This window comes from Pantoea sp. X-Soil-MYKO-1289, assembly GCF_059730625.1.
The window spans coordinates 434,956-457,542 of sequence record NZ_AP036005.1; the positions used below are offsets into that span (position 1 = coordinate 434,956).

Below are 22,587 nucleotides of genomic sequence, written 5' to 3' on the forward strand. Positions count from 1 at the left end.
GGTTAACGCACAATACCTTCATCGCTGTCGTTAAGCTCCGACAGCGAAATTTCGCGCGACGGCGCATTATCGAGACGGTCGCCATATTCGCCGCGCACGTCCGGCAGGCTGGTGAACTGACCGTCGACAAATAAAAAGCTCAGGTGCCGGGCGACATCATTCAGCATCTCTTCAGCCTCATTTTCCGTGGTGCCTTTCGCCTCTTTGCCGTCAAGCTGCCAGCGCAGCTTACCGCCAACCAGCTCGGCGCCGCCGATATCGACCACATGGCCGTCGATATTTTCCACCAGCAGGCGAGACTGGCAGTAATAAAGTAAGTAAGGCATCAGGTCGCGTTTATTTTCAGACATCTCTTCTCCTGCGGCAGACTATTTCTGCGGTTAAAAATGGAAATAATAACGTAGCGCATAGATCGCCCAGTAAATGGCGTTTGCGCCCAGGTAAATCCAGCATCCCCAGTAGGCGACGGGTTCACGTTTGGTTCGGAGTTTGGGCAGAAAGGCGAGCAGATAACCGGCAGCGGCGATAAGCGAAACGAAATAGAAAAACTTCATCTTCCCTCCTGAAAGTCGTTTATTTCATAGAAGGATAGTCAGTTTTTGCGGTAATAGCGTGAGAGGAGCGTAAATAGATTTTGCGCTGGATTAGGCGCTGCGCTTAAGAGCAACTTCAGCACTAAGGTGCTCTATTTCGAACATTTCTGTAAAGTCGGTTTGTTTTTTGCGCTATGCCTTTACTCAAAGTTGAACTTTATCGCCATCGGTAAACTATTACGAAAATAATGCTTAATAGTGTGCGATTGCCAGTTATGCCCTTAGCGCTTTTGGAAAACGCTGCCGATACGGCGCAGCGTCTTTATCCTAAACCGCGCGTCAGGAGCCCTTTTTCAACAGTCGCGGCAGCTGATTATCAAGTTCCAGCAGACAGGCATCCATCATTTTCTCTGTCTCCTGCGTCACTTTCTGATAATTATTCGCCTGCCATTCAGCCAGCGGCGCGGTTTTCGCCGCAGGCTCGCAGCTTGCGACCGTAAAGGCGCTAAACACCGTGCCGCCTTCAGGGCGCTTATAGAAGATTACGCGGTAAGAAAGATCGTAATTGCTGTTGGCGGAGGATAAATCCGTATAGACCAGAGACCAGGTTGACGCGCCGATAATAAGCGCGTGCTGCCAGGCATAGCTTCCGCCGTTCTTATCTAAATATTGCGCGATTTTCGCTTCAGCCTTTGGTGCGAAGTAGCGGCTGGTCGGCTCCGGCAACGCGTCTACTGTCGTGCCCCGATACCCCTTTTTATCAAACATATCGGAGCTGATGCTGGCGCCGCCCAGCAACGCGCCTACCGCAGTCAGGCCCGCAACCACGCCGGTGGAGCCAGGTCCAACAACGCGCAGGTGAGCGTCGGCATAATGGTTGCCGTTCATATCGGTCTGCGCCAGAGTAGTCAGAACCTCCAGGCTGCTTCCGCCTGAGCCTTTAACTACCGTGGGTTTTTTGCCGCCTGCGCATCCTGCAAGGAGCGTGATAGCGAGCGTGCCTGCTGCAATAGTCTTAATGTTCACTGGCCTTTCCTTTTTTAACGTCCCTCATGCATCTCACGCCGCCTGCCTTCTTAAGTCAGCGCTGCGCAAGACAATCTGACACTATTAACGGACAAAGACCGGTAAGCTTTAGTAATGAATTCATCACGCCGCCTGGCAGACTATGCTTACAGCGGAGGTAACGTTTATGTGTGGACGCTTTGCGCAGTATCGCAGCCGGAACGACTATTTTGACGCGCTCGGCATCGAAGACGACGAGCTGATTTACGATCCCGAGCCGATTGGGCGCTACAACGTCGCGCCGGGCACCCGCGTGCTGTTGCTCAATATGCGCGACGAGCATCTGCATCTCGATCCGGTATTCTGGGGCTATGGCCCCGAGTGGTGGCATAAGCAGCCGCTGATTAACGCGCGCAGCGAAACCGCGCCCACCGGACGGATGTTCAAGCCGCTGTGGCATCATGGCCGCGCCGTGGTGCCCGCCGACGGCTGGTTCGAATGGAAAAAAGAGGGTAGCCGCAAGCAGCCCTTTTTATCTACCAGCAGCAGCGCGAGCCGCTGTTTTTCGCCGCCATCGGCAAGGCGCCCTTTGATCAAGAGCACGGGCATGAGGGATTTGTTATCGTGACCGCGGCCAGCAACAAAGGCATGGTGGATATTCACGATCGTCGTCCGCTGGTGCTGCGCGCCGACGCGGTCGAGGAGTGGCTCAGCGCGGAAACCTCGCCTGAACGGGCGCAAAAAATCGCCGAGCAGGCGGCGCTGCCAGAGACGGCGTTTCGCTGGCATCCGGTGACGAAGAAGGTCGGCAATATCCATCATCAGGGCGAAGAGATGATTGAGGAGAGGGTCGACGCGGAGTAGCCGCGTTAGGGATCAAATGATCTCAATGCAGGACGGAAAATGGCGATTGCAGTACACTTCAGCTCTCCTTTTCCGCAGTTGTGAATGACAGTGAATAACGAAACGCACTCCTCAGTTAACGTTCCTCAGTCGATCCCGGCGCGCAATCGCATGTTCCGGGCATTGCTTAACCGCGATAAAACCCCTGTCGCGGTGCTTATCTCCGCCGCGCTGGTCGGCGTCATCGTCGGGCTGGTCGGCAGCGCGTTCGCCAGCGCGGTCCGCTGGGTACAGCACTGGCGTCTATCGCTGGCCGATCCGACGCTGCTCAGCGGCTGGAAGCTCTACGCGCTGGCGTTTATGCTCTCCGCGCTGCTGGCGATGGCGGGCTATTTTCTTGTGCGCCGCTTTGCGCCGGAAGCCGCAGGCTCCGGCATCCCTGAAATCGAAGGCGCGCTGGAAGAGCTGCGTCCCGTACGCTGGTGGCGCGTTATTCCGGTGAAGTTTTTCGGCGGTATGGGCACGCTGGGCGCGGGCATGGTGCTCGGTCGCGAAGGGCCGACGGTACAGCTTGGCGGCAATATCGGCCGTATGGTGCTCGATCTGCTGCGTATCCGCAGCGACGAAGCGCGCCACTCGCTGCTGGCGACCGGCGCGGCGGCCGGGCTGGCGGCCGCCTTTAACGCGCCGCTGGCGGGCATACTGTTCATTATCGAAGAGATGCGGCCGCAGTTTCGCTACAACCTTATCTCTATCAAGGCGGTCTTTACCGGCGTCATTATGGCGAGCATTGTCTTTCGCCTGATCAACGGCGCGCATCCGGTGATCTCCGTCGGCAAACTGGCGGATGCGCCGGTAGAGACGCTGTGGCTCTATCTGGTGCTGGGTATGCTGTTCGGTATGGTGGGCGTGCTGCTTAACCGGTTGATTTTTCTCTGTCAGGACGCCTTCGCCCGCCTCTATGCCGGGCGGATCTGGCGCGCGGTCGCCACCGGCGGCGCGCTCGGCGGCGGCTGCGGTCTGCTGGCGCTGTGGTTCGCGCCGGGGGTAGGCGGTGGGTTCGAGCTGATCCCGCAGGCGACCAGCGGCCACTATACCTTCGGCGTGCTGCTGGTGATCTTTGCGGTGCGGTTGTTCACCACGCTGCTCTGCTTCAGCTCTGGCGCGCCAGGCGGCATTTTCGCGCCGATGCTGGCGCTGGGCACCGTGCTGGGCACCGCCTTCGGCGTGCTGATGGCGGATCTTTTCCCGCTCTACCATTTGCAGCCCGCCACCTTCGCCATCGCCGGCATGGGCGCGCTGCTGGCCGCTTCGGTGCGCGCGCCGCTGACCGGCATCGTGCTGGTGCTGGAGATGACCGATAACTATCAGCTGATCCTGCCGATGATCGTCACCGGGCTGGGCGCGACGCTGCTGGCGCAGTTCCTCGGCGGCAAGCCGCTCTACTCTTCTCTTCTGGCGCGCACCCTGGCGCGTCAGCAGCAAACCGAGAGCGGCAAGGCCTAGCGCACTTTGCCGCGGAATACCCAGAATGCCCAGCTGTGATAGAGCAGCGTCAGCGGCATCACGATGGCGGCGCCGATCAGCACAAAGCGTTGCGTCGCCGCCGGCGCCGCGCTGCGGTGCAGATCCTGCTGCCAGGGGATTAGCCAGGGGTAAAAACCGCAGGCAACGCCGGCAAACACTGCCGTAATCAGCCCAAGCGTCAGCGCCAGTTGCCAGGTCGCCCGTCCGCGCCACAGCGCCAGCAGCTGGGCCAGCCAGCAAAGTAAAATCAGCGCGGCGGCGATTTTGCCCGGCCAGCGCTGCCAGGCGGTCATCCAGATATCGCGGTTAAGCAGCAGCACCGACAAAAACAGCACCAGCGACAGCACCCAGCACAGCCAGGCCAGCGCGCTGGCGCGATCTTCGACATCCTCGCCGATGCGCCAGCGGATCCAGCAGCAGCCAAGCAGCAGATAGATCACCATCAGCCCCAGCCCGCACAGCAGCGGCGTCAGAGAGAAGCCGATCTCCAGGCCGCGCTGCGGCTCCGCGCTAAAGACCACGCCTGCGCACCAGCCCTGAAGAAAGGCTGCCAGCGCCGAGCTGGCGCACATCAGTCGATCCAGCCAGTGGCGAAAGGCTTCCTGCGCCTGCGCGCGATACTCCAGCGCCAGCCCGCGCAGAAACAGCGCCAGCACCATGGCGAAGACCGGGCCGCAGAGCGCATTGAACAAAAAGCTGTATACCGCCGGGAACAGCGCGAACATGCCGCCCGCCAGCAGCACCAGCCAGGTTTCGTTGGCATCCCAGACAGGCAGAATGCTGTTCACCATCCGCCTGCGCTGCGACTCCTCGCGGAAGCAGGGAAAAAGCATGCCGACGCCGAGATCGGTGCCGTCAAGCAGCACATAGATCAGCATCGAGAGCAGCAGCGCCAGCGCCGCGAAGTCGGCGAGCGTCATGGCGCTGTCCTGATCTCTTGAGTGACAACGTCACCTTTGCGCTGCAGCGGCGAGGAGACCAGCCGCAGCAGATAGCGCAGCCCTAACGCAAAACTCAGGCCGTAAATCACCACTATGGCGGCGAGTATCGCCACGGTGGTTGAGAGCGACAGCGCGGAAATGCTGTCAGCAGTGCGCAGCATGCCGTAGACCGTCCAGGGCTGGCGGCCGATTTCCGTCACCAGCCAGCCTGACAGCATGGCGATAAAGCCCGTCGGCGAGAGCCATACCAGCATGCGCAGCAGGCGGCGCGAGGTAATCAGCCGTCCGCGCCAGTGCTGCACGTTCGCCACCAGGCTGGCGATCAGCATCACCACGCCCAGCCCCACCATCAGGCGAAAGGCGAAAAAAACCGGCGCGACCGGCGGCAGGCTTTGCGCATCGAACTCGCTCAGGCTTTTAATATGGCCGGTGAGGTTATGGCGCAAATAGAGCGAGGCGACATCGGGGATCGCCACCTCCAGCCGGTTACGCTGCGCCTGCCGATCGGGCCAGGCGAACAGCCGCAGCGGCTCGCCCTGATTCGCCGCAGGCGGATGCCAGCTGCCTTCTATCGCCGCCAGCTTGGCGGGCTGATGCGCCAGCGTATTCTCTCCATGCAGATCGCCGACCACTACCTGAAGCGGCACCGCCACCAGCGTAAAGGTGAGCGCGGCCGTCAGCATGCGTCGCGCCGCCTGCTCCTGAACGTTAAGCAGCAGACGGCGCGCCGCTACGCCCGCGATCATAAAGGCCACGGCGATCAGCGAGGCCAGCAGCATATGGCTAAAGCGAAAGGGAAAGCTGGGCGCCGAGAGCACCATCGCCCAGCTCTCCGGCAGGAAGCGCCCGCTCTCGTCGCGCGTAAAGCCGGTCGGCGTCTGTAGCCAGGAGTTGGCGGCCAGGATCCAGAAGGCGCTCAGCAGCGCGCCGAGCGTGACAAAACAGGTGACGATAAAGTGCAGGCCCGGCTTGATTTTGCCCATGCCGAACAGCATGACGCCGGTCAGCCCCGATTCGAGAAAAAAGGCCACCAGCACTTCGTAGAACAGCAGCGGACCAATAACGCCGCCCACCTTTTGCGATAGCCCGGCCCAGTGCGTGCCGAACTGCACCTCCATGACTACGCCAGACACCGCGCCGATCGCCACCGTCAGCGCAAAGACCTTTAGCCAGAAGTGCAGCGCCTCGCGCGCGCCCGGCTGCTTTCCCCACAGCCAGCGCGCTTCGAACCAGAGCAAAAAAGGCGCCAGACCAAGCGTCAGCGCGGCCAGCGTAATGTGCATCCCCATGGTGAGCGCGAACTGTCCTCGCGACAGCAGCAGCACCCATTCCGCGTCACTCATTGCTCGGCTTTCCGCTATAGCGGGTGATCGGCTTCTCCTCCTCGCGCTGCATGCCTGCGGAAAACGCCTCCAGCGCGGCGAACAGTGGCCGCAATCCCTGCCATAGCTTTTCGTCGTTCAGCAGATGCAGCACGCCGCGGATCCCCGGCGCGGCGTTGGCCTCCTGCTGCGTGGCGTCGCTGGCGGGCTTCATCGCCATCGCCGCGTCGCGCAATGCCAGCAAAATATGGTTGAGCCGCTCCGGCGGAATGGTGCTCAGCGTCATCAGGATCAGCGATATATTCTGCAGCGCGCTCTGCGTGCCTGGTCGGTTCAGGCCGGCAACCAGAATTTTGCCGATATCGTTATTGGCTTTGATGGCGTCGTTCGCCAGCCGCAGAAAACCGTGCTCATGCAGGTTTTCCACCAGTTCATCCATCGCTTCCTGCGCGGTTTTCTCGGTGCGCGTCGGCGGCACGGTATAGGAAAGGCGTTCAGCCATTAGAATTTCTCCGGGTGTTCAACGTGTTCAGGCGGCTCAACGTAGCCTTCCTGCTGCCATTTCTGCTCAATGGGCAGATGATCCAGCGGCGTGCGCTGGCCGTGGCGGAAATTATGGCGGGGGATGGGGTTCGGCTGCGGCGTCCGCGTCAGTTTCGTCATGCTGACGGCAAGCTCTTTATAGGCCGGGGTATTGACGTCAGGGTCGTGATGCTCGCCCGTCAGGCCGTTGACGCCCGGCTTGCCATGATGGATCGGGATAAAGAGTACGTTGCCCGCCACGCGATCGGTCACCACCACCGGCACTTCTAAGGTGCCGCGGCGCGATGTGAGCGCGACCCACTCGCCCTCTTGCAGACCGCGCGCCTGCGCCAGCTGCGGCGAGATCTCCACAAACCAGTTAGGCGAGAGCGACATCATGCGGCCGCCCTGGCCGGTCTGGTTAGTGGACTGAAAATGCTCCAGCATGCGGCCGTTATCCAGCATCAGATCGTATTCCGCGTCCGCCTCTTCCATCGGCGGCTGCCAGCTCAGCGGATAGAGTCGCGCCTTGCCGTCCGGGAACTTGAATTTATCGGTATAGAGCAGCGGCGTGCTCTCGCCGTCCGGCGTGACCGGCCAGATCTGCGACTGCCAGCCTGCCAGCCGCTCATAGCTGACGCCGGCGAAGATCTCCGCGATGCTGGCCGCTTCCGCCATAATCGCCCCAGGATTAGGGTAGTTCCAGTGATGGCCGAGACGCGCGGCCAGATCGGTAAAGATGCGCCAGTCGGGCCGGCTGTCGCCCAGCGGCGCCATCGCCGGCGAGAAGTGCTGGATGCGGCGCTCGGTGTTGACGAAGGTGCCCTCTTTTTCCACGCTCGGCGAGCCGGGCAGCACCACGTCGGCGAACTCGGCGGTGCGGCTCATAAAAATATCCTGCACCACCATAAAATCGAGGCGGCTGAAGGCTTCATGCACGTTGGTGGAATCCGCGTCGGAGAAAGCGGTCTCTTCGCCGGTGATATACATGGCGCGCAGTTTCCCTTCGTGCGCGTGCTGCACCATCATAAAATTGTCCGCGCCGGGCTGGTCGGAAAGCGCCTCCGGGTTGACGCCCCAGGCGCGCGCCCATTTTTCGCGTATCAAGGGATCAGAGACTTTTTCATAACCGGGATAGACGTTGCTGAGGCAGCCGAAATCACTCGCGCCCTGCACGTTGTTGTGGCCGCGCATCGGATAGCCGCCGGTGCCTGGTCGCCCGTAGTTGCCGGTCACCAGCAGCAGATTCGACAGCGCCGTGCTGGTGTCCGCGCCGTGGCTGTGCTGGGTAATGCCCATCGCCCACAGCAGGCAAACGCTGCCCGCCTGGCCGATCATCTCCGCCGCGGTGGTAAGCTCTTCCACGCTCAGGCCGGTGACTTCGCTGGCGAACGCCAGGGTAAAAGGCGCCAGCGAGGCGCGATACTCCTCGACCTGATTGACGCGCTGCGCCAGGAATGCCTCGTCGGCATAGCCGTGATCGAACATATATTTCGCCATCGCCGAGGCCCACACCATATCGGTGCCCGGCTTGATGCGCAGGAACTGGTCGGCGCGCTCGGCCATCTCATGTTTGCGCGGATCCACCACCAGCAGCTTCTGCCCGCGATGCTTGTGGCTCTGCTTGATGTGCGAGGCGATAACCGGATGGTTCTCCGCCAGGTTGCTGCCGACGGTGATTATCAGATCGGTTTTTTGCAGGTCGCGAATAGTGCCCGCGTCGCCGCCGTAACCCACGGTGCGGAAGAGTCCTTCGGTCGCCGGGTTCTGGCAGTAGCGCGACGAGTTATCGACGTTATTGGTGCCGAAAATCAGGCGGGCGATTTTCTGGGTCAGGTAGGCCTCTTCGTTGCTGGCCTTACTGGAGCCGATAAAGCCGATAGCGTCGCCGCCATACTGACGCGCCACGTCGCGCAGCCCCTGCGCCACGCGATCCAGCGCTTCGTCCCAGCTGGCTGGACGGAAGCGGCCGTTTTCGCGGATCAGCGGCGTGGTCAGGCGCTGTGGGCTGTTAACGAAGTCCCAGCCGAATTTGCCTTTTACGCAGGTGGAAATGCCGTTGGCGGGCGCATCCGCGACCGGCTGCACCTTCAGGATATGGCGATCGCGCGTCCAGATTTCAAAGCTGCAACCCACGCCGCAGTAGGTGCAGACCGATTTGGTGCGCTTGATTTCCGCCTGACGCAGCGCGTCGTCGATCAGCGAGATGCCGGTGATCGGCTCCATGCCGATGCTGTTCTCCAGCGATTTAACGAAGTCGATCATCGGACGTTTCAGTCCTTCATCCATCGCGGTGAACGGCCCCGCGTCGGGCTGCATGGTCTTCTCCAGCAGCGCGTTGCAGGGACAGACCGTTACGCAGTGGCCGCAGCTGACGCAGCTCGATCCGGCGATCTGCGTGCCGCCGTCCCACAGTACGCGCGGATGCTCCTGGGTGTAATCGATGCTCAGCGTCTCATTCACCTCGACGTTCTGGCACGCCTCGACGCAGCGTCCGCAGAGAATGCACTGGTCGGGATCGTAGGTGTAAAAGGGGTTCGAATGATCCTTGCTGGTGGGCTTGCGCTGGTAGGGATAATACTGAATAGGGATATGCATATCCGCGACGGTGTTATGCAGCGTACAGTCGCCGGTATTGTGCTCGCAGACCGTGCAGTAAAGCTCGTGGCGATTCAGGATGCGATCCATCCCTTCCTGCTGCGCGGCGCGCGGCCACTCCCCTTCGCTGTTGATTTCCAGCCCCTGGAAGGTGCGCAGCGTACAGCCGCGCACCTTTTCCCCGTTGGCTTCCACCCAGCAGACATCGCAGCTCTCCAGCGGCTGTAATGCCGGGTGGTAACAGACGTGAGGCAATTTTTTTCCCTGCTCGGTGAGAAAGTCGATCAAGGGCTGATTAACGGCGCCCACCAGGGGTTCGCCATTATAAATAATGGTACAGGTTTTCTCTGACATTTAACGCCTCGTTCTCGACATTGCAATTGGCATCTGCCAGCGTGCTTTATGTTTGTTATGTAAAGTTATGTCTTCAGCTTAGCGACTATTAAATTGCCTGCCATTGAACGGCTTCGTTTATTAACCACAGTCTGGTGAAAACAGCCGGATTTAATCTGAGGCTCGACGGTAAAAAGCGAATTATTTCAGCAAATTGAATTTATTTATGCGAGAGATCCCAAAAAGTGTTAAACATTGCTAACCGTCGCGCTTATTTATCTGTCGCGCAGGATTTCTGACGCTTTCTATACTTTTTAGTCTGGCTTTTTTCCAGCAAACGACATCTATGCGACAGAGGTGAATAATGAAGGCACTAGTCTGGCACGGCGTGGGAAATATCCAGCTGGATAACGTTCCCGATCCGCAAATCGAACAACCGGGCGATGCCGTCATTCGTATTACCGCTTCGGCGATCTGCGGCACGGATCTGCATTTTATTCGCGGCACCTTTAGCGATATGCAGCCCGGCACCATTCTCGGCCATGAGGCGGTCGGCATCGTTGAACAGGTTGGCGACGAGGTGCGCAACTTTAGTCCGGGCGATCGCGTGGTGGTCTGCTCCACCGTCTCCTGCGGCGTTTGTCCGCCCTGTCGCGCCGGACATACCGCACAGTGCGACAATGCGAATCCCAACGGCCCTGAGGCGGGCACCTGCTTTTTCGGCGGCCCCAAAGCTACCGGCCCGGTAAATGGTTTGCAGGCGGAGAAAGCCCGCATTCCTTACGCCGCCAATACGCTGGTAAAAATTCCTGACGGCGTGACCGACGATCAGGCCATCCTGATCAGCGATATCTTTCCCACCGCCTGGTTCGGCGCCGAGCTGGCCGATATCACCCGCGGCGATATCGTGGTGGTGTTCGGCTGCGGGCCGGTCGGGCAGTTCGCCATCGCCAGCGCCCTGCTGATGGGCGCGGCGCGGGTGATTGCGGTGGACTGTCACGAGGATCGACTGGCGATGGCGCGACAGCAGGGCGCGTTCCCGGTTAACTTTGAACGCGAAGATCCGGTGGAGGCGATCAAAATGCTGACCGGCGGCACCGGCGCCGACTGCGCCATCGACGCGGTAGGCGTTGACAGTCAGCACGCTCATCACGGCCCGGCCAGCGAGGAGGCCGAAGAGAAAGCGGAGAAATTCAGCGAAGAGGTGGCTCAGGTGGCGCCTGAAACTCATCCGCAGCATGGTAACTGGGTGCCGGGCGATGCGCCGACCCAGGCGCTGGAATGGGCGATCGCGGGGGTGAAAAAAGCAGGCCGCATCAGCATCATTGGCGTTTATCCTCCCGCAGCGGAGATCTTCCCTGTCGGCAAAGCGATGAACAAGAACCTGACCCTCAAAATGGGCAACTGCAACCACCATACCCACATCCCTTATTTGCTGGAGCTGACGCGCAGCGGCGTTATCGATCCTGCCAAAGTGCTGACCAGAGTCGAGCCGATTGAGGATGTGATTAAGGCTTATGAGGCGTTCGATAAACGTCAGCCGGGCTGGATTAAGGTGGAGCTGGAGACCTGAGCGGCTAATGGATCACTTTTTGCTGTATTCACGCTCTGACAAGGCCCCCTTCGGGGCGTTTTTCGTTTAACTGGCACAGGCTATTCACGGCGCGACGCTGCTGACGTCTGCAAAAACAGGCGTCGATACACCGCCGGCGTCATGCCGGTGCGTTTCGCGAAAGCGCGGCGCATCACGTCGCCGCTGCGATAGCCGCACGCTTCCGGAATCGCCTTGAGCGGCAGCCGCCCCGCTTCCAGCAGTTCGCGCGCCTTTTCAATTCGGGCGTCCTCCAGCCAGCTTCCCGGCTGCCTGTCCAGCTCCTGACGAAACAGGCGTCCGAGATGACGCACGCTGAGATCGATATGCGCCGCCAGATCCTGCACGCCGCCAATCTCTGGCAAATGGGCCAGCGCCCAGCGCTGCAGCTCCTGCAGCGCGGCGCGGCCGCTGAGCGATACGCTGTCGCGCCGGGCGAAGTGGCCCTGATTGACTGGCCGCCGGAAAAACATCACCAGATTCGCCGCTACCTCTTCCGCCACCGCGCGACCCAAATCCTCCTCCACCAGCCGCAGCGCCAGATCCAGCCCGGCGGTTACGCCCGCCGAGGTGCGCAGCGGCCCGTCGGCGATACAGAGCGCGTCCGGCTCGACCAGCGCCTCGGGGCAGCGCTGCGCCAGCAAATCGGCGCAGGCCCAGTGCGTCGTCACGCGTCGCTGTCGCAGCAGCCCGGTTTGCGCCAGCAGCAGCGCGCCGCTGCAAACGGAGCCGTAGCGCTGGCTGCGCGTGCAGATCGCGCTCAGCTGCTCGCACTGCGCCTTGCTTAAATAGCGCTGTTGCGCATCCGGCGCGCCCGCCACCAGCAGCGTATCGATCGCATGGCGCGCCGCCTCGTGCAGCAGGAAATCGGCGCTAAGCCGCACGCCGGAAGAGGCGGTAATGGCGCTGGCATCCGCCGCCATTACGCGCAGGCTGTAAAACTGGCGACGCAGCGCGCGATTCGCCTCGGCGAATACGTCGAGCGGGCCGGAAACGTCAAGCAGCTGCACGCCGGGCAGCGCGAACAGGGTAACGGAATGAGACATGATTATGGGGTGTCCTGAACTGCTGTTATGTCCTGAATCATCGTTATAAGACAATTTGAGACAACGATCATCCGTTTTATGCTCACTGGCAGCTAACCCAACGGAGAATCCTGATGAGCTTTCATATAAACGGCATTGCCATTCCTGACACACAGCTTGCCCGCGACGCGACCGCCTTTATCCGCGACAGCGAATCCGATTTGCTGTTTCACCACTCCAGCCGCGTTTACTACTGGGGGGCACTGGCGGGCCAGCAGCGCGGGCTGAAGGTCGATCGCGAACTGCTCTATGTCGGCTGCATGTTTCACGATATCGGTCTGACACACGAGCACTGCAGCTGCGACAAACGTTTCGAGGTAGACGGCGCAGACGCGGCGAAAGCCTTCCTGGCCGGTTACGGCATTGCGCAAAGCGATATCGACAAGGTCTGGACGGCGATCGCCCTGCACACCACGCCCGGCATTCCTGAATTTATGGCGGCGGAGATCGCGCTGGTGAACGCAGGCGTTGAAATGGACGTGCTGGGGATTCGCTACGACGAGTTTAGCGACGAGGCGCGCGAGGCGGTGGTAAGCCAGCATCCGCGCAGCGCCGCTTTTAAAGAGGAGATTATTCAGGCCTTCTATGACGGCATCCAACACAAACCGCAGACCACCTTCGGCAACGTCAAGGCGGATGTGATCGCGGACAAGCAGCCTGGCTTCGCGCCGCTTAATTTTTGCAGCATCATTCGGCAGTCGCGCTGGCAAGGCTAAGTGCCGGCAATATAAAAGCAGCCGTAAGGCTGCTTTTTTTTGCTTACGGAGACCTGAAGATCGGCCTCTTTTCCGCCCTTACGTCAAAAAATAACGTCGACCGCCAGAAGGAGCGATTTCACTGTTTACATATTAACCAGAAAAACCTTATATTTAGCATGGCCATAGGGTTACCCTTCCTTGTTTTGACGTGAAGCTCAGAGCTAAGGGAAGGTTAACCGAGGCGTTCCACAGCCAAAAGGAGAGGGCTATGTATTACAAGGATAACATTATCAGTTATTTGCAATCTAATAATATTCTTGCCTTAAAACTCGATCATGCAATAACAGGCGTTCGCCATGCCGTTTTAGATCAGATAGATACGACTGGAGCAGGTGCAAGACGCGCTCTTTATTATACGTCCTGTTTTACTGAGGAATATTACGATGTCTGTGAAAACCAGAAAAAAGAGGATTATCGATTTACTCTGGGCGTATTTCGCCTTTTACAGCACGAAGATATTATTAGTGAGATGCTGAGAATTTATTTCCAGGAAATTTTTAGACATAAGACTAACGATCAATTACAACATATAAAAACCTTATTAATGGATGTTAATATTCATATTGCTTCAAGTTCTCTAACAGTTACTGGTTTTGCACTAGCAACGGCATCTGCCGCCGCCGCAGGCATGAATATGAATGTTGAGTTGAGCGCATTAGTGGGAGGCCGCGCGTCCAGTATTATTAGCGGCATCGGAATCTATGGTATCATCCAGAAAGCGGCGAATAGCGCAAACCGCCTTAAATTTACCAATCCAGTCTATTACTCTGCTTTATATAGTCAGGATTTAGAGATGATGTATTTTTTGATAGAACCACTTTTCGAACGTGTTAATGGCACTCTAGAACAATGGATCTCAGATTCTGACGTTGCCGATATCATTTCAGGGATGATTCGCTAATGCTTCGGCACTTTATTTATAGAGTTCTCTACAGAACTTTCAGATCGTTACTATCTTTATACGGCCCATCATTGTTAACTATAGCATTTGCACTCATGCAAATTTGGCTATTTCCCAATGCACCACTCTGGACTATCCCTCTGTTTTTCTTCAGTGTCATTTTTTTGTTTAAATGGTGACATTCATGGAAATGATTATCGTAAATTTTTAAGGAAAAACATGTCTACTCCCGCACACCTCTGGCTTGAAGATGAAAACGGATCACCCGTTATTGGTGGTTGTACAATGCCACAGCGTTTAGGCTCTATCGAGTTAAAGTCTTTCTCTCACGGCGTGACTATTCCGGTTGATCCCAGCTGGGGTAAATTAACGGGAACGCGGATTCATCGGCCGATCACTATCGTCAAAGAATTTGATAATATTACACCTATTCTTTATCGCGCCGTATGTGAAGGCCGCGTAATGAAGAAAGCGACGATTAAAATGTATCGTATTCTGGAAGCGGGTATAGAAGTCGAATATTTTAATATTATTCTGGAAAATGTAAAAATCACTACCGTTTCGCCCTACCTGGCACCTAACGGCATGAGCAGCACACATCTGGAAACGCTGGAGATGCGTTATGAGGCTATTACATGGAAGTATGTCGACGGGAATGTTATTTACCGCGACACGTGGAATGAGCGCGCGATGGCCTGAAGAGGATTTCTACACCGCGCCCGACCTTCTGGCGTGTCGTAGCGGTTGAACACCAGCCTCTCGCTGCCGCGATTAGCCAGGGTCTGAGCCAGTTGAGACAATGAGATAAAAAAGCAGCCCTCAGGCTGCTTCTTCCTGTGGACTTAAGCAGGCTGCCCCTCCAGCCGGAACTGTTCGACCGACTGCGCCAGCAGCGAGGAATGATCCTCCATCGCGCTGGCGGCGGCGGAAATCTCCTGCACCAGCGCGGCATTCTGCTGCGTCACGCTGTCCATCTCGTTGACCGCCACGGAGACCTGGCTGATGCCGCGGCTCTGCTCGTCGGAAGCGGTGGCGATCTCGTCGATAATCGCCTGCACCGAGGTGACCGCCTGGGTGATCTCCTGCATGGTATCGCCCGCATCGCGCACCAGGCTGACGCCGCTGTCAACGCGCTGCGTCGACTCTTCGATCAGCGAGGCGATATCTTTTACCGCCGCGGCGCTGCGCTGCGCCAGGTTGCGCACTTCCGACGCCACCACGGCGAAACCGCGGCCCTGCTCGCCGGCGCGCGCCGCTTCCACCGCCGCGTTAAGCGCAAGGATATTGGTCTGAAACGCAATGCTGTTGATGATGGCGGTGATATCGCCGATCTTGCGCGCGCTGTCGTTGATTTGCGCCATGGTCTGCACCACCTCGCCCACCAGCGCCTCGCCTTTGCGCGCGGTCTGCGAGGCGTTTTCCGTCAGCGACGTCGCCTGATGCGCATTGGCGGCGTTGTGTTTCACCGTGGCCGTCAGTTGTTCCATGCTGGCGGCGGTCTCCTCCAGCGCGGCGGCCTGCTGCTCGGTGCGCGACGCCAGATTGATATTGCCTTTGGCGATCTCCTCCGCGCCGTCGCGCACCGAGGCGCTGGTCTCTTTAATATGGCCCACCATCGCGATCAGCCGCGCCTGCATAGTATGCAGCGCATAGAACAGGCTGCTCTGGTCGCCCGCCTTGAGCGGAATGCGCGTATTGAGCTGCCCATCCGCTACCGCCAGCGCAAAGGCGGCCGCATCGGCGGGCTCGCCGCCCAGCGGACGCAGCACGATGCGGCTGAAGACCACCCCCAGCAGCAGGCTCACCAGCACAATACTCGCCAGCATCATCCACAGGGCATTGTGCAGCTGCTGACGCGCGGCGCTCATCACTAAATCCAGCGGCGCGGCAACGCCCAGATACCAGACGTTGCTGCTGTTGCCGATGGCGATCGGCTGCCAGGTCATCAGCGTCGTCTCGCCGAGCAGCGCGTCCTCTTGCTCTGTCACCGCGGTGGTCAGGTGGCCTTTGTCGCCCTTCCACTGCTGGTTATTTTGCGCTTTATCGGGCGAAGAGACGATCTTACCGCCGCTGGAGAGCAGCATGGCGTAGCCCGCGCCCTGCCAGGGTTTGATCTCATTTACCCGTTGCTGCAGCTTCGCCAGCGAAATATCGGAGGTGACTACGCCCCAGAGTTTGCCGCGATCGATAATCGGCGTGGTGATCGAGGTCAATAGCGTCGGCACGCCGTTATAGGCGTAGCTGTAGGGTTCGGTCGGAAAGTCCTTGCGCGTGCGCTGCGCCACCAGATAGTAATCTCCCTGGCCGGGCGTCAGATAGGAGGTCAGGGGATGCATTTTATAATTGCCCGCTTGATCGACATCGACAAACCAGGCGTAACGCCCTTCCGGCGCCTGGCCGCTCTGCGCGGCGAACTCGGCGTCGCGTCCGTCGAAAACATCTTTTTCCAGGATGACGGAAATAGAGAGGTAGTCAGGGTTGCTGCGCAGCGCATATTCAGCCAGCTTGTCAACGACGTGGCGATCGTGCACGCCGGCATCCGGCAGCGCAATGATACTTTGTCCCAGGCTCTGCGCCACATCGCGCGCGTGGTTAAGGCTTTGCTCTACTTCCAGCGCCTTGCTGCGCGCAATCTGTTGCAGATACTTTTCCGCCAGCGTGCGCTGCGCCTGGCCCGACTGCCAGCTCAGCACGCCGATAGTAATGGCGAAGCCGGTGGCGATGGTCAGCGCGCCGGTCAGCAGCATCATGGCGCGGGTACTTAATCTTTTTTTCGGAACGCGATCCGCTTTCATTATTGGTTTCCCCAGTTTCAGGTGCAGGCGAATAAAACAGCAGCGCTGTCTTCACTCTTATCGGCGCAGGGGATTAAAACTTAAGCAGGCAACGCGGAGCGAGAAGGCGAACGCACAGGCGTTCGCCTCTGGGGGCGAGAAATCAGGCGAGTTTATTCAAGGCGTTAACCGCCAGCTGCGCCAGATACTGCGCGGTCGGAAAAAGCGCTTTATCGTCAACGCGGAACTTCGGATGGTGCAGCGCCCAGGGCCCGCCGGAGCCGACCATCATAAAAGTGCCGGGGATCTTCTGCTGATAGAAGGCGAAGTCCTCGCCAATCGGGCTGGCGTCGATGCGGCGCGCCTCAAAGCCGACGTCGCTCGCCTGCTCCAGCGCAAAATCGACCCACTCCGCGGTATTCACCACCGAAGGCGGGCCGGCGTGCCACAGGAACTCGATTTGCGCGCCAAACGCGGCGGCGAGACCGTCCAGCAGCGCCCGGAAGCGCTGTTCAATCAGCGCGCGCGCCTCGCTGCTAAAGGTGCGCACCGTGCCTTCCAGGTAGGCGGTATCGGGGATCACGTTCCAGGTGCTGCCGCTGTGGATCTGCGTGATTGAGACCACGGCGTTCTGATCTGACGGCACGTTGCGGCTGATTAGCGTCTGCACCGCGCTGATAATTTGCCCCACGATAATAATGGGATCGTTGCCCTCATGGGGTTTCGCCGCGTGCGCGCCTTTGGCCGCCACCTTAATTTCAAAGCGATCGACCCCCGCCGTCAGCGCGCCCTCTTTGCCGCCCACCACGCCCACCGGCAGCGTCGGATCGTTATGGATGCCGAAAATCACCGCCGCCTTGTCCAGCGCGCCGGTGGCGATCAGGTCGGGCGCGCCCAGGCCGGTCTCTTCAGCCGCCTGGAACAGGATGCGCACGCGCCCTTTCAGCGACGCCGCCTGCTGCTGCAGCAGAATGGCGGCGCCCAGCGCGGCCGAGGTGTGGAAATCGTGGCCGCAGGCGTGCATTACCCCGGCGTTTTCAGAACTAAACTCGACGCCGGATTCCTCTTCAATCGGCAGCGCGTCAATATCGGAACGCACCACCACCAGCGGCCCCGCCGCCTCGCCGACCTCGGCCACCAGGCCAGTTTTCAGCGGCAGATCGAGGATGCGGATGCCCGCCGCGGTCAGCGCCGCGCGGATTTTTTTAGTGGTTTCGAACTCCTGATTCGACAGTTCGGGAAAACGGTGCATATCGTGGCGAAACGCCTGGATCTGGCTGGCAAGCGCCCGATCCTGCTCGCGGATCTCTTTCATATTATTTCCTTCCAGTGCGACGGCCTGCGGCAAAGTATGCGGCGGCACGCTTAAATATTGAAATCATCATTGGTGTCGATGTTAGTCATCTGGCGCAAAAAGCGGCGCGTCACCGGGTTATCGGAGAAGCTGATTACCTGCTCCGCCGGGCCCTGTTCGACGATATGGCCATCCGCCATAAAGATGACGCGATCGGCCACCTCTTTGGCGAACTGCATCTCGTGGGTGACGATGACCATGGTGGTTTTCTGCTGCGCCAGGCTCTTCATCACCTGCAGCACCTCGTGCACGCGCTCGGGATCGAGCGCGGAGGTCGGCTCATCGAACAGGATGGCGCGCGGCTTAACCGCCAGCGCGCGCGCAATGCTGACGCGCTGCTGCTGGCCGCCGGAAAGGGTGATGGGATACTGATGCGCCTGCGGCGCCATGCCGACCAGCTCCAGCAGCTGCATGCCGGTCTCGCTGGCCTGCGCTTTCGGCATCTTCTTCACCATGATCAGCCCTTCGGTGATGTTCTCCAGCGCGGTTTTATTGCGGAACAGACTGTAGTTCTGGAACACCATCGCGGTCTGCCCGCGCAGCGCATGCTCTTCTTTCGCGCTGTAGCTGGCGGTGTCGAGCGCCACTTCGCCAATCTGGATCACGCCGGACTCCGGCTTTTCCAGCAGGTTGAGGCAGCGCAGCAGGGTCGACTTGCCGGAGCCGGAGGGCCCGATAATCGCCACCACTTCGCCTTCGCCGATGGTCAGGCTGATATCGTCCAGCACCACCTTGTCGCCGAAACGTTTATTGAGCTGTTTTACCGTGATCATAAGAGCCTTAGCGTTGCAGTGAGTGACTGAGTTTTTTCTCCAGCAGCGCCTGCAGGCGGGCGTAACCGATAATCACCAGCCAGTAAATCAGACCTACTACGAGGAAGGTTTCAAAGTAGCGCAGCGACTCCGCCGCGATCATCTTGCCTTCGGCGAACATCTCCGAGACGCCCAGCGCAAAGGCGACCGAGGTATCTTTGATCAGCGAGATAAAGGTGTTGCCGGTGGCGGGCAGCGCGTTGAGCAGCGCCTGCGGCAGAATGATGCGGCGATAGATCTGCGCCCGACGCATGCCGATAGAGAGCCCCGCTTCCATCTGCGTGGGATCCACCGACGCCAGACCCGCGCGGTAGATTTCCGCCATATAGGCTGAGGTCTTCAGGCTAAAGCCGATAATCGCGGCGGTGGTGGCGGACATGCCGGTCAGCGCCGGAAAGAGCTGCGGCAGGCCGAAGTAGATAATAAACAGCTGCACCAGCGACGGCATTCCGCGAAACAGCGAGATATAGAGTTCGACCAGCTTGCTCACCAGCGTAGATTTGCTGTTGCGCAGCAGCGACAGCCCCAGGCCGATCACCATGGCGCACGCCATCGACACCACCGCCAGCATCAGGGTGACCGGCAGATAACTAAGGATTTGCGGCGAGATTTTCAGCAGGTAATTAAAATCGAAATTCATAAAAAGCCCTTAACGACGTTTGCCACCCGGCGGTGGCAAACGTTGACAAGTAAACGCCAGGTTTAGTGAGACGGCTGCGCGGTGATATCTTCGCCGAAGTATTTTTCCGAGATCGCTTTCAGGCGGCCATCTTTGCGCATCGCATCGACCTCTTTGTCGAACGCGGCGCGCAGCTTGTCGCCCTTCTCATCTTTATGGAACGGGAAGCCGACCGACTCGATCACCAGCGGCTGGCCGACAAACTTCAGCGGCAGCCCTTTCTGGTTGATCTCCGCCAGCAGAATCGGCCCGGAGTTGACGTAGCCCTGAACGCGGTTGTTGATGGCGTCGTTCATCGCGCCGTCGCGGCTTTCGTAGGTGCGGATGGTGACGCCGTTATCGCCGAAGGCTTTTTTCAGGTTGACCAGGTGGTTGGAGCCGAGCACGCCGGCGATGGTTTTGCCGCGCAGGTCGTCCAGCGTGTTGATATCGGCATTGTTTTTATTGGTAACGATCTGGCTGCCGTAATAGCTGTAAGGGGTGGAGAAGTTATATTTCGCCTGGCGCGCCGGGGTGATCGCCACCACGTTGGCCACCGTATCAAGCTTGCCGCCCTCCAGCTGGCCCATCAGGCCGCTGAAGTCTGAGGTGACCCACTCGATTTTGTAGTTCAGATCTTTGGCGATCGCTTCGGTGACTTCAACGTCGAATCCTGTCAGCTTGCCATCTTTTTTGAACGCGCCGGGAAAGCTCAGACCGGTCGCGCCGACGCGGATAGTGGATGCGTCCGAGCCGCCCTGAGCCGATTTGTCGCTGTTGTCGCAGGCGCTAAGCAGTGAGGCCGCCATTACGACGGACAGTGCGATTAACCCTTTTTTCATGGTGATCTCCCTGGTTTCTTATCTGCAGCCGCGCTTAGCGGACGTGCTGTGAATGAAGGTTTTTTTGCATGTAAACGGTGATGTGGCCTTTGCCGAGGTCTTTTTTGCTGACCTTCTCAAACCCCATCGCCTCGTAAAGCTGAATCAGCCACGGATGGCTCTCGGCGGTGCCGAGGGAATAGGCCGGCGCCCGCAGCTGATCGCGCAGCACCGCCTGCTCCAGCCAGTCGAGCATCTTCACGCCCAGCCGCTGACCGCGACAGTGCGGCGCGGTGGCGAACCAGCCGATATGCGGCAGCCCGAACGGGCCAGGCAGCGGCCCCCAGGGATAGCGCAGCGTGACCGACGCCACCAGCTCGCTGTCGCGGAACATGCCGTAGACGCCGTGAGCGGCGATATGGCGCTGCATCTGCGCCGCATCGGCCGTGGCGGCGTCGAATTTAATGCCCAGATCGCGCGCGGACGCGTAGGCGGCATGCACCAGCGCGTAATAGGCCGCGGTATCGGCCTCGGTCAGCTGGCGGAAGCTGCCGCTCATGCTCGCGTCTCCAGCAGACCCGACGCCTGCGCGGCGGCGATCACCTCATCCACCTTGCGCGGCGCCGAACCGAGATAGTTCACCGGATCGAGCCAGCGGTTCAGTTCGTCGTCGCTGATGCTGTTGTCCATCTGCGGATGGGCGCGCAGCGTCTCTTTAAAGTCGCGCTGCTGTTCGTAGGCCTGCATGGCGCACTCGTACACCACGTGGTGCGCAGTCTGCTTGCCCATCTTTTTGCCCAGTTCGAACATCACTTTTTCCGACAGCAGCAAACCGCCCTGCATATCGAGATTGCGGCGCATGCGCGCTTCATTCACCGTCATGCCGCGCAGAATGGCGATGGCGTTTTGCAGCTGCGCCGAGAGGTAAATGCAAATTTCCGGCAGCGCGATCCACTCGGCGCGCCAGCTCATGGCGTCGCGCTCGTGCTCGACATGCATCGATTCATAAATCAGCGCGGCGCTTTTCAGCACCGGCGCGGTCAGGCTGGCCAGCCCTTCCAGCGCGGCGGGATTGCGCTTGTGCGGCATGGTGGTCGAGCCGATCTTGCCGGCGGAGAACGGCTCCTCAATCTCGTTGATCTCGGTGCGCATCAGGTTGTAAAGCTCGTTGCCGATTTTGCCCAGCGTGCCGCTGATCAGCACCGCCACGGAGGCGAACTCCGAGAAGCGGTCGCGCGCCGACTGCCAGCCGATATTCGGCGTCGCCAGCCCGAGGATATCGAGCGTGCGCTTTTCTACTTCCGGGCCTGACGGGCCGAAGGAGGCGTAGGTGGAGATGGCGCCGTTGATATTGCCAGTGAGCGTGCGCGGTTTGATCTCGTTCAGGCGGGTCAGATGGCGCAGGAACTCATCCAGCCAGACGGCCACTTTGAAACCGAAGGTGGTCGGCAGCGCCTGCATGCCATGGGTGCGGCCCACCATCGGCGTATGCTGATAGCGCCTGGCGACGACGGCGAGCTCGTTCGCCAGCTGGGTCGCGTCGCGCTGGATAATGGCGAAGGCGTCGCGCAGCTGCAGCACGGTTGCGGTGTCGACAATATCCTGGGTGGTGGCGCCGTAGTGGATAAACTCGCCCGCCTCGCCGCACTGTTTTTGCAGCGCAATCAGCGTCGGCATCAGGGAGTGTTTCATCTGCGCGCCCTGCTGCGCGATTTCGTCAATATTGAGCTTCGAGGGGTCGGCGCGTTCCATAATGGTTTTTGCCGCCTGCGCCGGAATGACGTCGAGTTCGCCTTCCGCCTGCGCCAGCGCAACTTCAACCTGCACCTGCTGCCGCAGTCGGTTTTGCTCCGACCAGACGTCGCGCATTTCTGGTGTACCAAAATTGTTGCCAATTAAAAGAAAATCAATAATATGTGACGCCATAGCTTTGTCACTTATGTTGTTTTACAGAGTTTTAAAATAACACCTCTAAACGGGCCTGGCCGATAATGGAAAGGCATATGTTATAGCGGTAAGTTATAACTCTGTGGCAAAAGCCTCTCTTCTCGCAGCGCTGCGCAATAGTGGGCAAAATAGCCTTAGCCCTTGCCAGACAAGGAAAGCACGCAGTGTTAACCGCCAGAATGTAAACAATGATCGATTTTCTTATTTCGTTTTTGTTATAAGTAGAGAGCTTTACTGCGCTTTTTTCAGAAAAGTTGCATCG

Annotated in this window: 20 protein-coding genes and 1 pseudogene; 6 read left to right on the forward strand and 15 right to left on the reverse strand. The window is 59.1% G+C overall.

Annotated features, from left to right (window positions below; translation table 11 throughout):
- Nucleotides 1-2: 2 nt before the first annotated feature.
- The 3 genes from AC6I7Z_RS21390 to AC6I7Z_RS21400 all read right to left on the reverse strand — a co-directional run bounded on the left by AC6I7Z_RS21390 (nucleotide 3) and on the right by AC6I7Z_RS21400 (nucleotide 1,559).
- Nucleotides 3-350, reverse strand: coding sequence for a hypothetical protein (locus AC6I7Z_RS21390; RefSeq protein WP_497815800.1), 348 nt, complete (start codon nucleotides 348-350; stop codon nucleotides 3-5).
- A 30-nt stretch (nucleotides 351-380) separates the two neighbouring features.
- Complete coding sequence (locus AC6I7Z_RS21395; RefSeq protein WP_497815801.1) at nucleotides 381-554, reverse strand: hypothetical protein; 174 nt, start codon at nucleotides 552-554, stop codon at nucleotides 381-383.
- A gap of 318 nt (nucleotides 555-872) precedes the next feature.
- On the reverse strand, nucleotides 873-1,559 hold the full coding sequence (locus tag AC6I7Z_RS21400) for a hypothetical protein (RefSeq protein WP_497815802.1): 687 nt from the start codon (nucleotides 1,557-1,559) through the stop codon (nucleotides 873-875).
- Nucleotides 1,560-1,725: 166 nt separating this feature from the next.
- Here AC6I7Z_RS21400 and AC6I7Z_RS21405 point away from each other — a divergent pair.
- Nucleotides 1,726-2,402: pseudogene (locus tag AC6I7Z_RS21405) on the forward strand (SOS response-associated peptidase family protein).
- An 84-nt stretch (nucleotides 2,403-2,486) separates the two neighbouring features.
- Nucleotides 2,487-3,887 carry a H(+)/Cl(-) exchange transporter ClcA gene (clcA, locus tag AC6I7Z_RS21410; protein WP_497815803.1) on the forward strand — a complete coding sequence of 467 codons (1,401 nt, stop codon included), beginning with the start codon at nucleotides 2,487-2,489 and terminating at the stop codon, nucleotides 3,885-3,887.
- Here the strand turns inward: clcA and AC6I7Z_RS21415 are convergent.
- Genes AC6I7Z_RS21415 through fdhF form a run of 4 tightly spaced genes read right to left on the reverse strand, consistent with a single transcriptional unit; the run spans nucleotide 3,884 to nucleotide 9,645 of the window.
- Entirely contained in the window at nucleotides 3,884-4,828 is a 945-nt protein-coding gene (locus AC6I7Z_RS21415; RefSeq protein WP_497815804.1) for a cytochrome d ubiquinol oxidase subunit II, read from the reverse strand. The genes clcA and AC6I7Z_RS21415 overlap by 4 nt on opposite strands.
- Nucleotides 4,825-6,192 carry a cytochrome ubiquinol oxidase subunit I gene (locus AC6I7Z_RS21420; RefSeq protein ID WP_497815805.1) on the reverse strand — a complete coding sequence of 456 codons (1,368 nt, stop codon included), beginning with the start codon at nucleotides 6,190-6,192 and terminating at the stop codon, nucleotides 4,825-4,827. Before AC6I7Z_RS21420 ends, AC6I7Z_RS21415 begins: the two co-directional genes overlap by 4 nt.
- Nucleotides 6,185-6,673 (reverse strand): DUF1641 domain-containing protein, encoded by a 489-nt coding sequence (locus AC6I7Z_RS21425; protein WP_497815806.1) that lies wholly within the window; start codon nucleotides 6,671-6,673, stop codon nucleotides 6,185-6,187. The genes AC6I7Z_RS21420 and AC6I7Z_RS21425 overlap by 8 nt, the downstream gene beginning before the upstream one ends.
- On the reverse strand, nucleotides 6,673-9,645 hold the full coding sequence (fdhF, locus tag AC6I7Z_RS21430) for a formate dehydrogenase subunit alpha (protein ID WP_497815807.1): 2,973 nt from the start codon (nucleotides 9,643-9,645) through the stop codon (nucleotides 6,673-6,675). Before fdhF ends, AC6I7Z_RS21425 begins: the two co-directional genes overlap by 1 nt.
- Before the next feature lie 343 nt (nucleotides 9,646-9,988).
- Between fdhF and AC6I7Z_RS21435 the strand changes: the two genes are divergently transcribed.
- Nucleotides 9,989-11,197: a zinc-dependent alcohol dehydrogenase gene (locus AC6I7Z_RS21435; RefSeq protein WP_497815808.1), complete on the forward strand. Its 1,209-nt coding sequence runs from the start codon at nucleotides 9,989-9,991 to the stop codon at nucleotides 11,195-11,197.
- Nucleotides 11,198-11,277: 80 nt separating this feature from the next.
- Here the strand turns inward: AC6I7Z_RS21435 and AC6I7Z_RS21440 are convergent, their stop codons facing one another.
- The gene (locus AC6I7Z_RS21440) at nucleotides 11,278-12,261 is read right to left on the reverse strand and encodes a GlxA family transcriptional regulator (protein ID WP_497815809.1); all 984 of its coding nucleotides are present in this window, start codon (nucleotides 12,259-12,261) and stop codon (nucleotides 11,278-11,280) included.
- Between the two features lie 113 nt (nucleotides 12,262-12,374).
- Between AC6I7Z_RS21440 and AC6I7Z_RS21445 the strand changes: the two genes are divergently transcribed.
- The 3 genes from AC6I7Z_RS21445 (at nucleotide 12,375) to AC6I7Z_RS21455 (ending at nucleotide 14,658) form a co-directional block, all read left to right on the forward strand.
- Nucleotides 12,375-13,016: an HD domain-containing protein gene (locus tag AC6I7Z_RS21445; protein WP_497815810.1), complete on the forward strand. Its 642-nt coding sequence runs from the start codon at nucleotides 12,375-12,377 to the stop codon at nucleotides 13,014-13,016.
- Between the two features lie 250 nt (nucleotides 13,017-13,266).
- Nucleotides 13,267-13,959 carry a hypothetical protein gene (locus AC6I7Z_RS21450; protein WP_497815811.1) on the forward strand — a complete coding sequence of 231 codons (693 nt, stop codon included), beginning with the start codon at nucleotides 13,267-13,269 and terminating at the stop codon, nucleotides 13,957-13,959.
- 219 nt (nucleotides 13,960-14,178) lie between these two features.
- The gene (locus AC6I7Z_RS21455) at nucleotides 14,179-14,658 is read left to right on the forward strand and encodes an Hcp family type VI secretion system effector (RefSeq protein ID WP_497815812.1); all 480 of its coding nucleotides are present in this window, start codon (nucleotides 14,179-14,181) and stop codon (nucleotides 14,656-14,658) included.
- 143 nt (nucleotides 14,659-14,801) lie between these two features.
- On the opposite strand, the gene AC6I7Z_RS21460 is transcribed toward AC6I7Z_RS21455, so the two are convergent.
- The 7 genes from AC6I7Z_RS21460 to purB form a co-directional block, all read right to left on the reverse strand.
- Nucleotides 14,802-16,754 carry a methyl-accepting chemotaxis protein gene (locus AC6I7Z_RS21460; protein WP_497815813.1) on the reverse strand — a complete coding sequence of 651 codons (1,953 nt, stop codon included), beginning with the start codon at nucleotides 16,752-16,754 and terminating at the stop codon, nucleotides 14,802-14,804.
- 142 nt (nucleotides 16,755-16,896) lie between these two features.
- Nucleotides 16,897-18,048 carry an amidohydrolase gene (locus tag AC6I7Z_RS21465; RefSeq protein WP_497815814.1) on the reverse strand — a complete coding sequence of 384 codons (1,152 nt, stop codon included), beginning with the start codon at nucleotides 18,046-18,048 and terminating at the stop codon, nucleotides 16,897-16,899.
- Nucleotides 18,049-18,098: 50 nt separating this feature from the next.
- A complete protein-coding gene (locus AC6I7Z_RS21470) occupies nucleotides 18,099-18,860 on the reverse strand; it encodes an amino acid ABC transporter ATP-binding protein (RefSeq protein WP_497815815.1) in 762 nt (253 codons plus the stop codon).
- A gap of 7 nt (nucleotides 18,861-18,867) precedes the next feature.
- On the reverse strand, nucleotides 18,868-19,539 hold the full coding sequence (locus AC6I7Z_RS21475) for an amino acid ABC transporter permease (protein ID WP_033748973.1): 672 nt from the start codon (nucleotides 19,537-19,539) through the stop codon (nucleotides 18,868-18,870).
- Between the two features lie 62 nt (nucleotides 19,540-19,601).
- Nucleotides 19,602-20,399 carry an amino acid ABC transporter substrate-binding protein gene (locus AC6I7Z_RS21480; RefSeq protein WP_497815816.1) on the reverse strand — a complete coding sequence of 266 codons (798 nt, stop codon included), beginning with the start codon at nucleotides 20,397-20,399 and terminating at the stop codon, nucleotides 19,602-19,604.
- A 34-nt stretch (nucleotides 20,400-20,433) separates the two neighbouring features.
- Nucleotides 20,434-20,937, reverse strand: a complete 504-nt coding sequence (locus AC6I7Z_RS21485) for a GNAT family N-acetyltransferase (protein ID WP_497815817.1) — start codon at nucleotides 20,935-20,937, stop codon at nucleotides 20,434-20,436.
- Complete coding sequence (gene purB, locus AC6I7Z_RS21490; protein WP_497815818.1) at nucleotides 20,934-22,304, reverse strand: adenylosuccinate lyase; 1,371 nt, start codon at nucleotides 22,302-22,304, stop codon at nucleotides 20,934-20,936. The genes AC6I7Z_RS21485 and purB overlap by 4 nt, the downstream gene beginning before the upstream one ends.
- Nucleotides 22,305-22,587 lie beyond the last annotated feature (283 nt).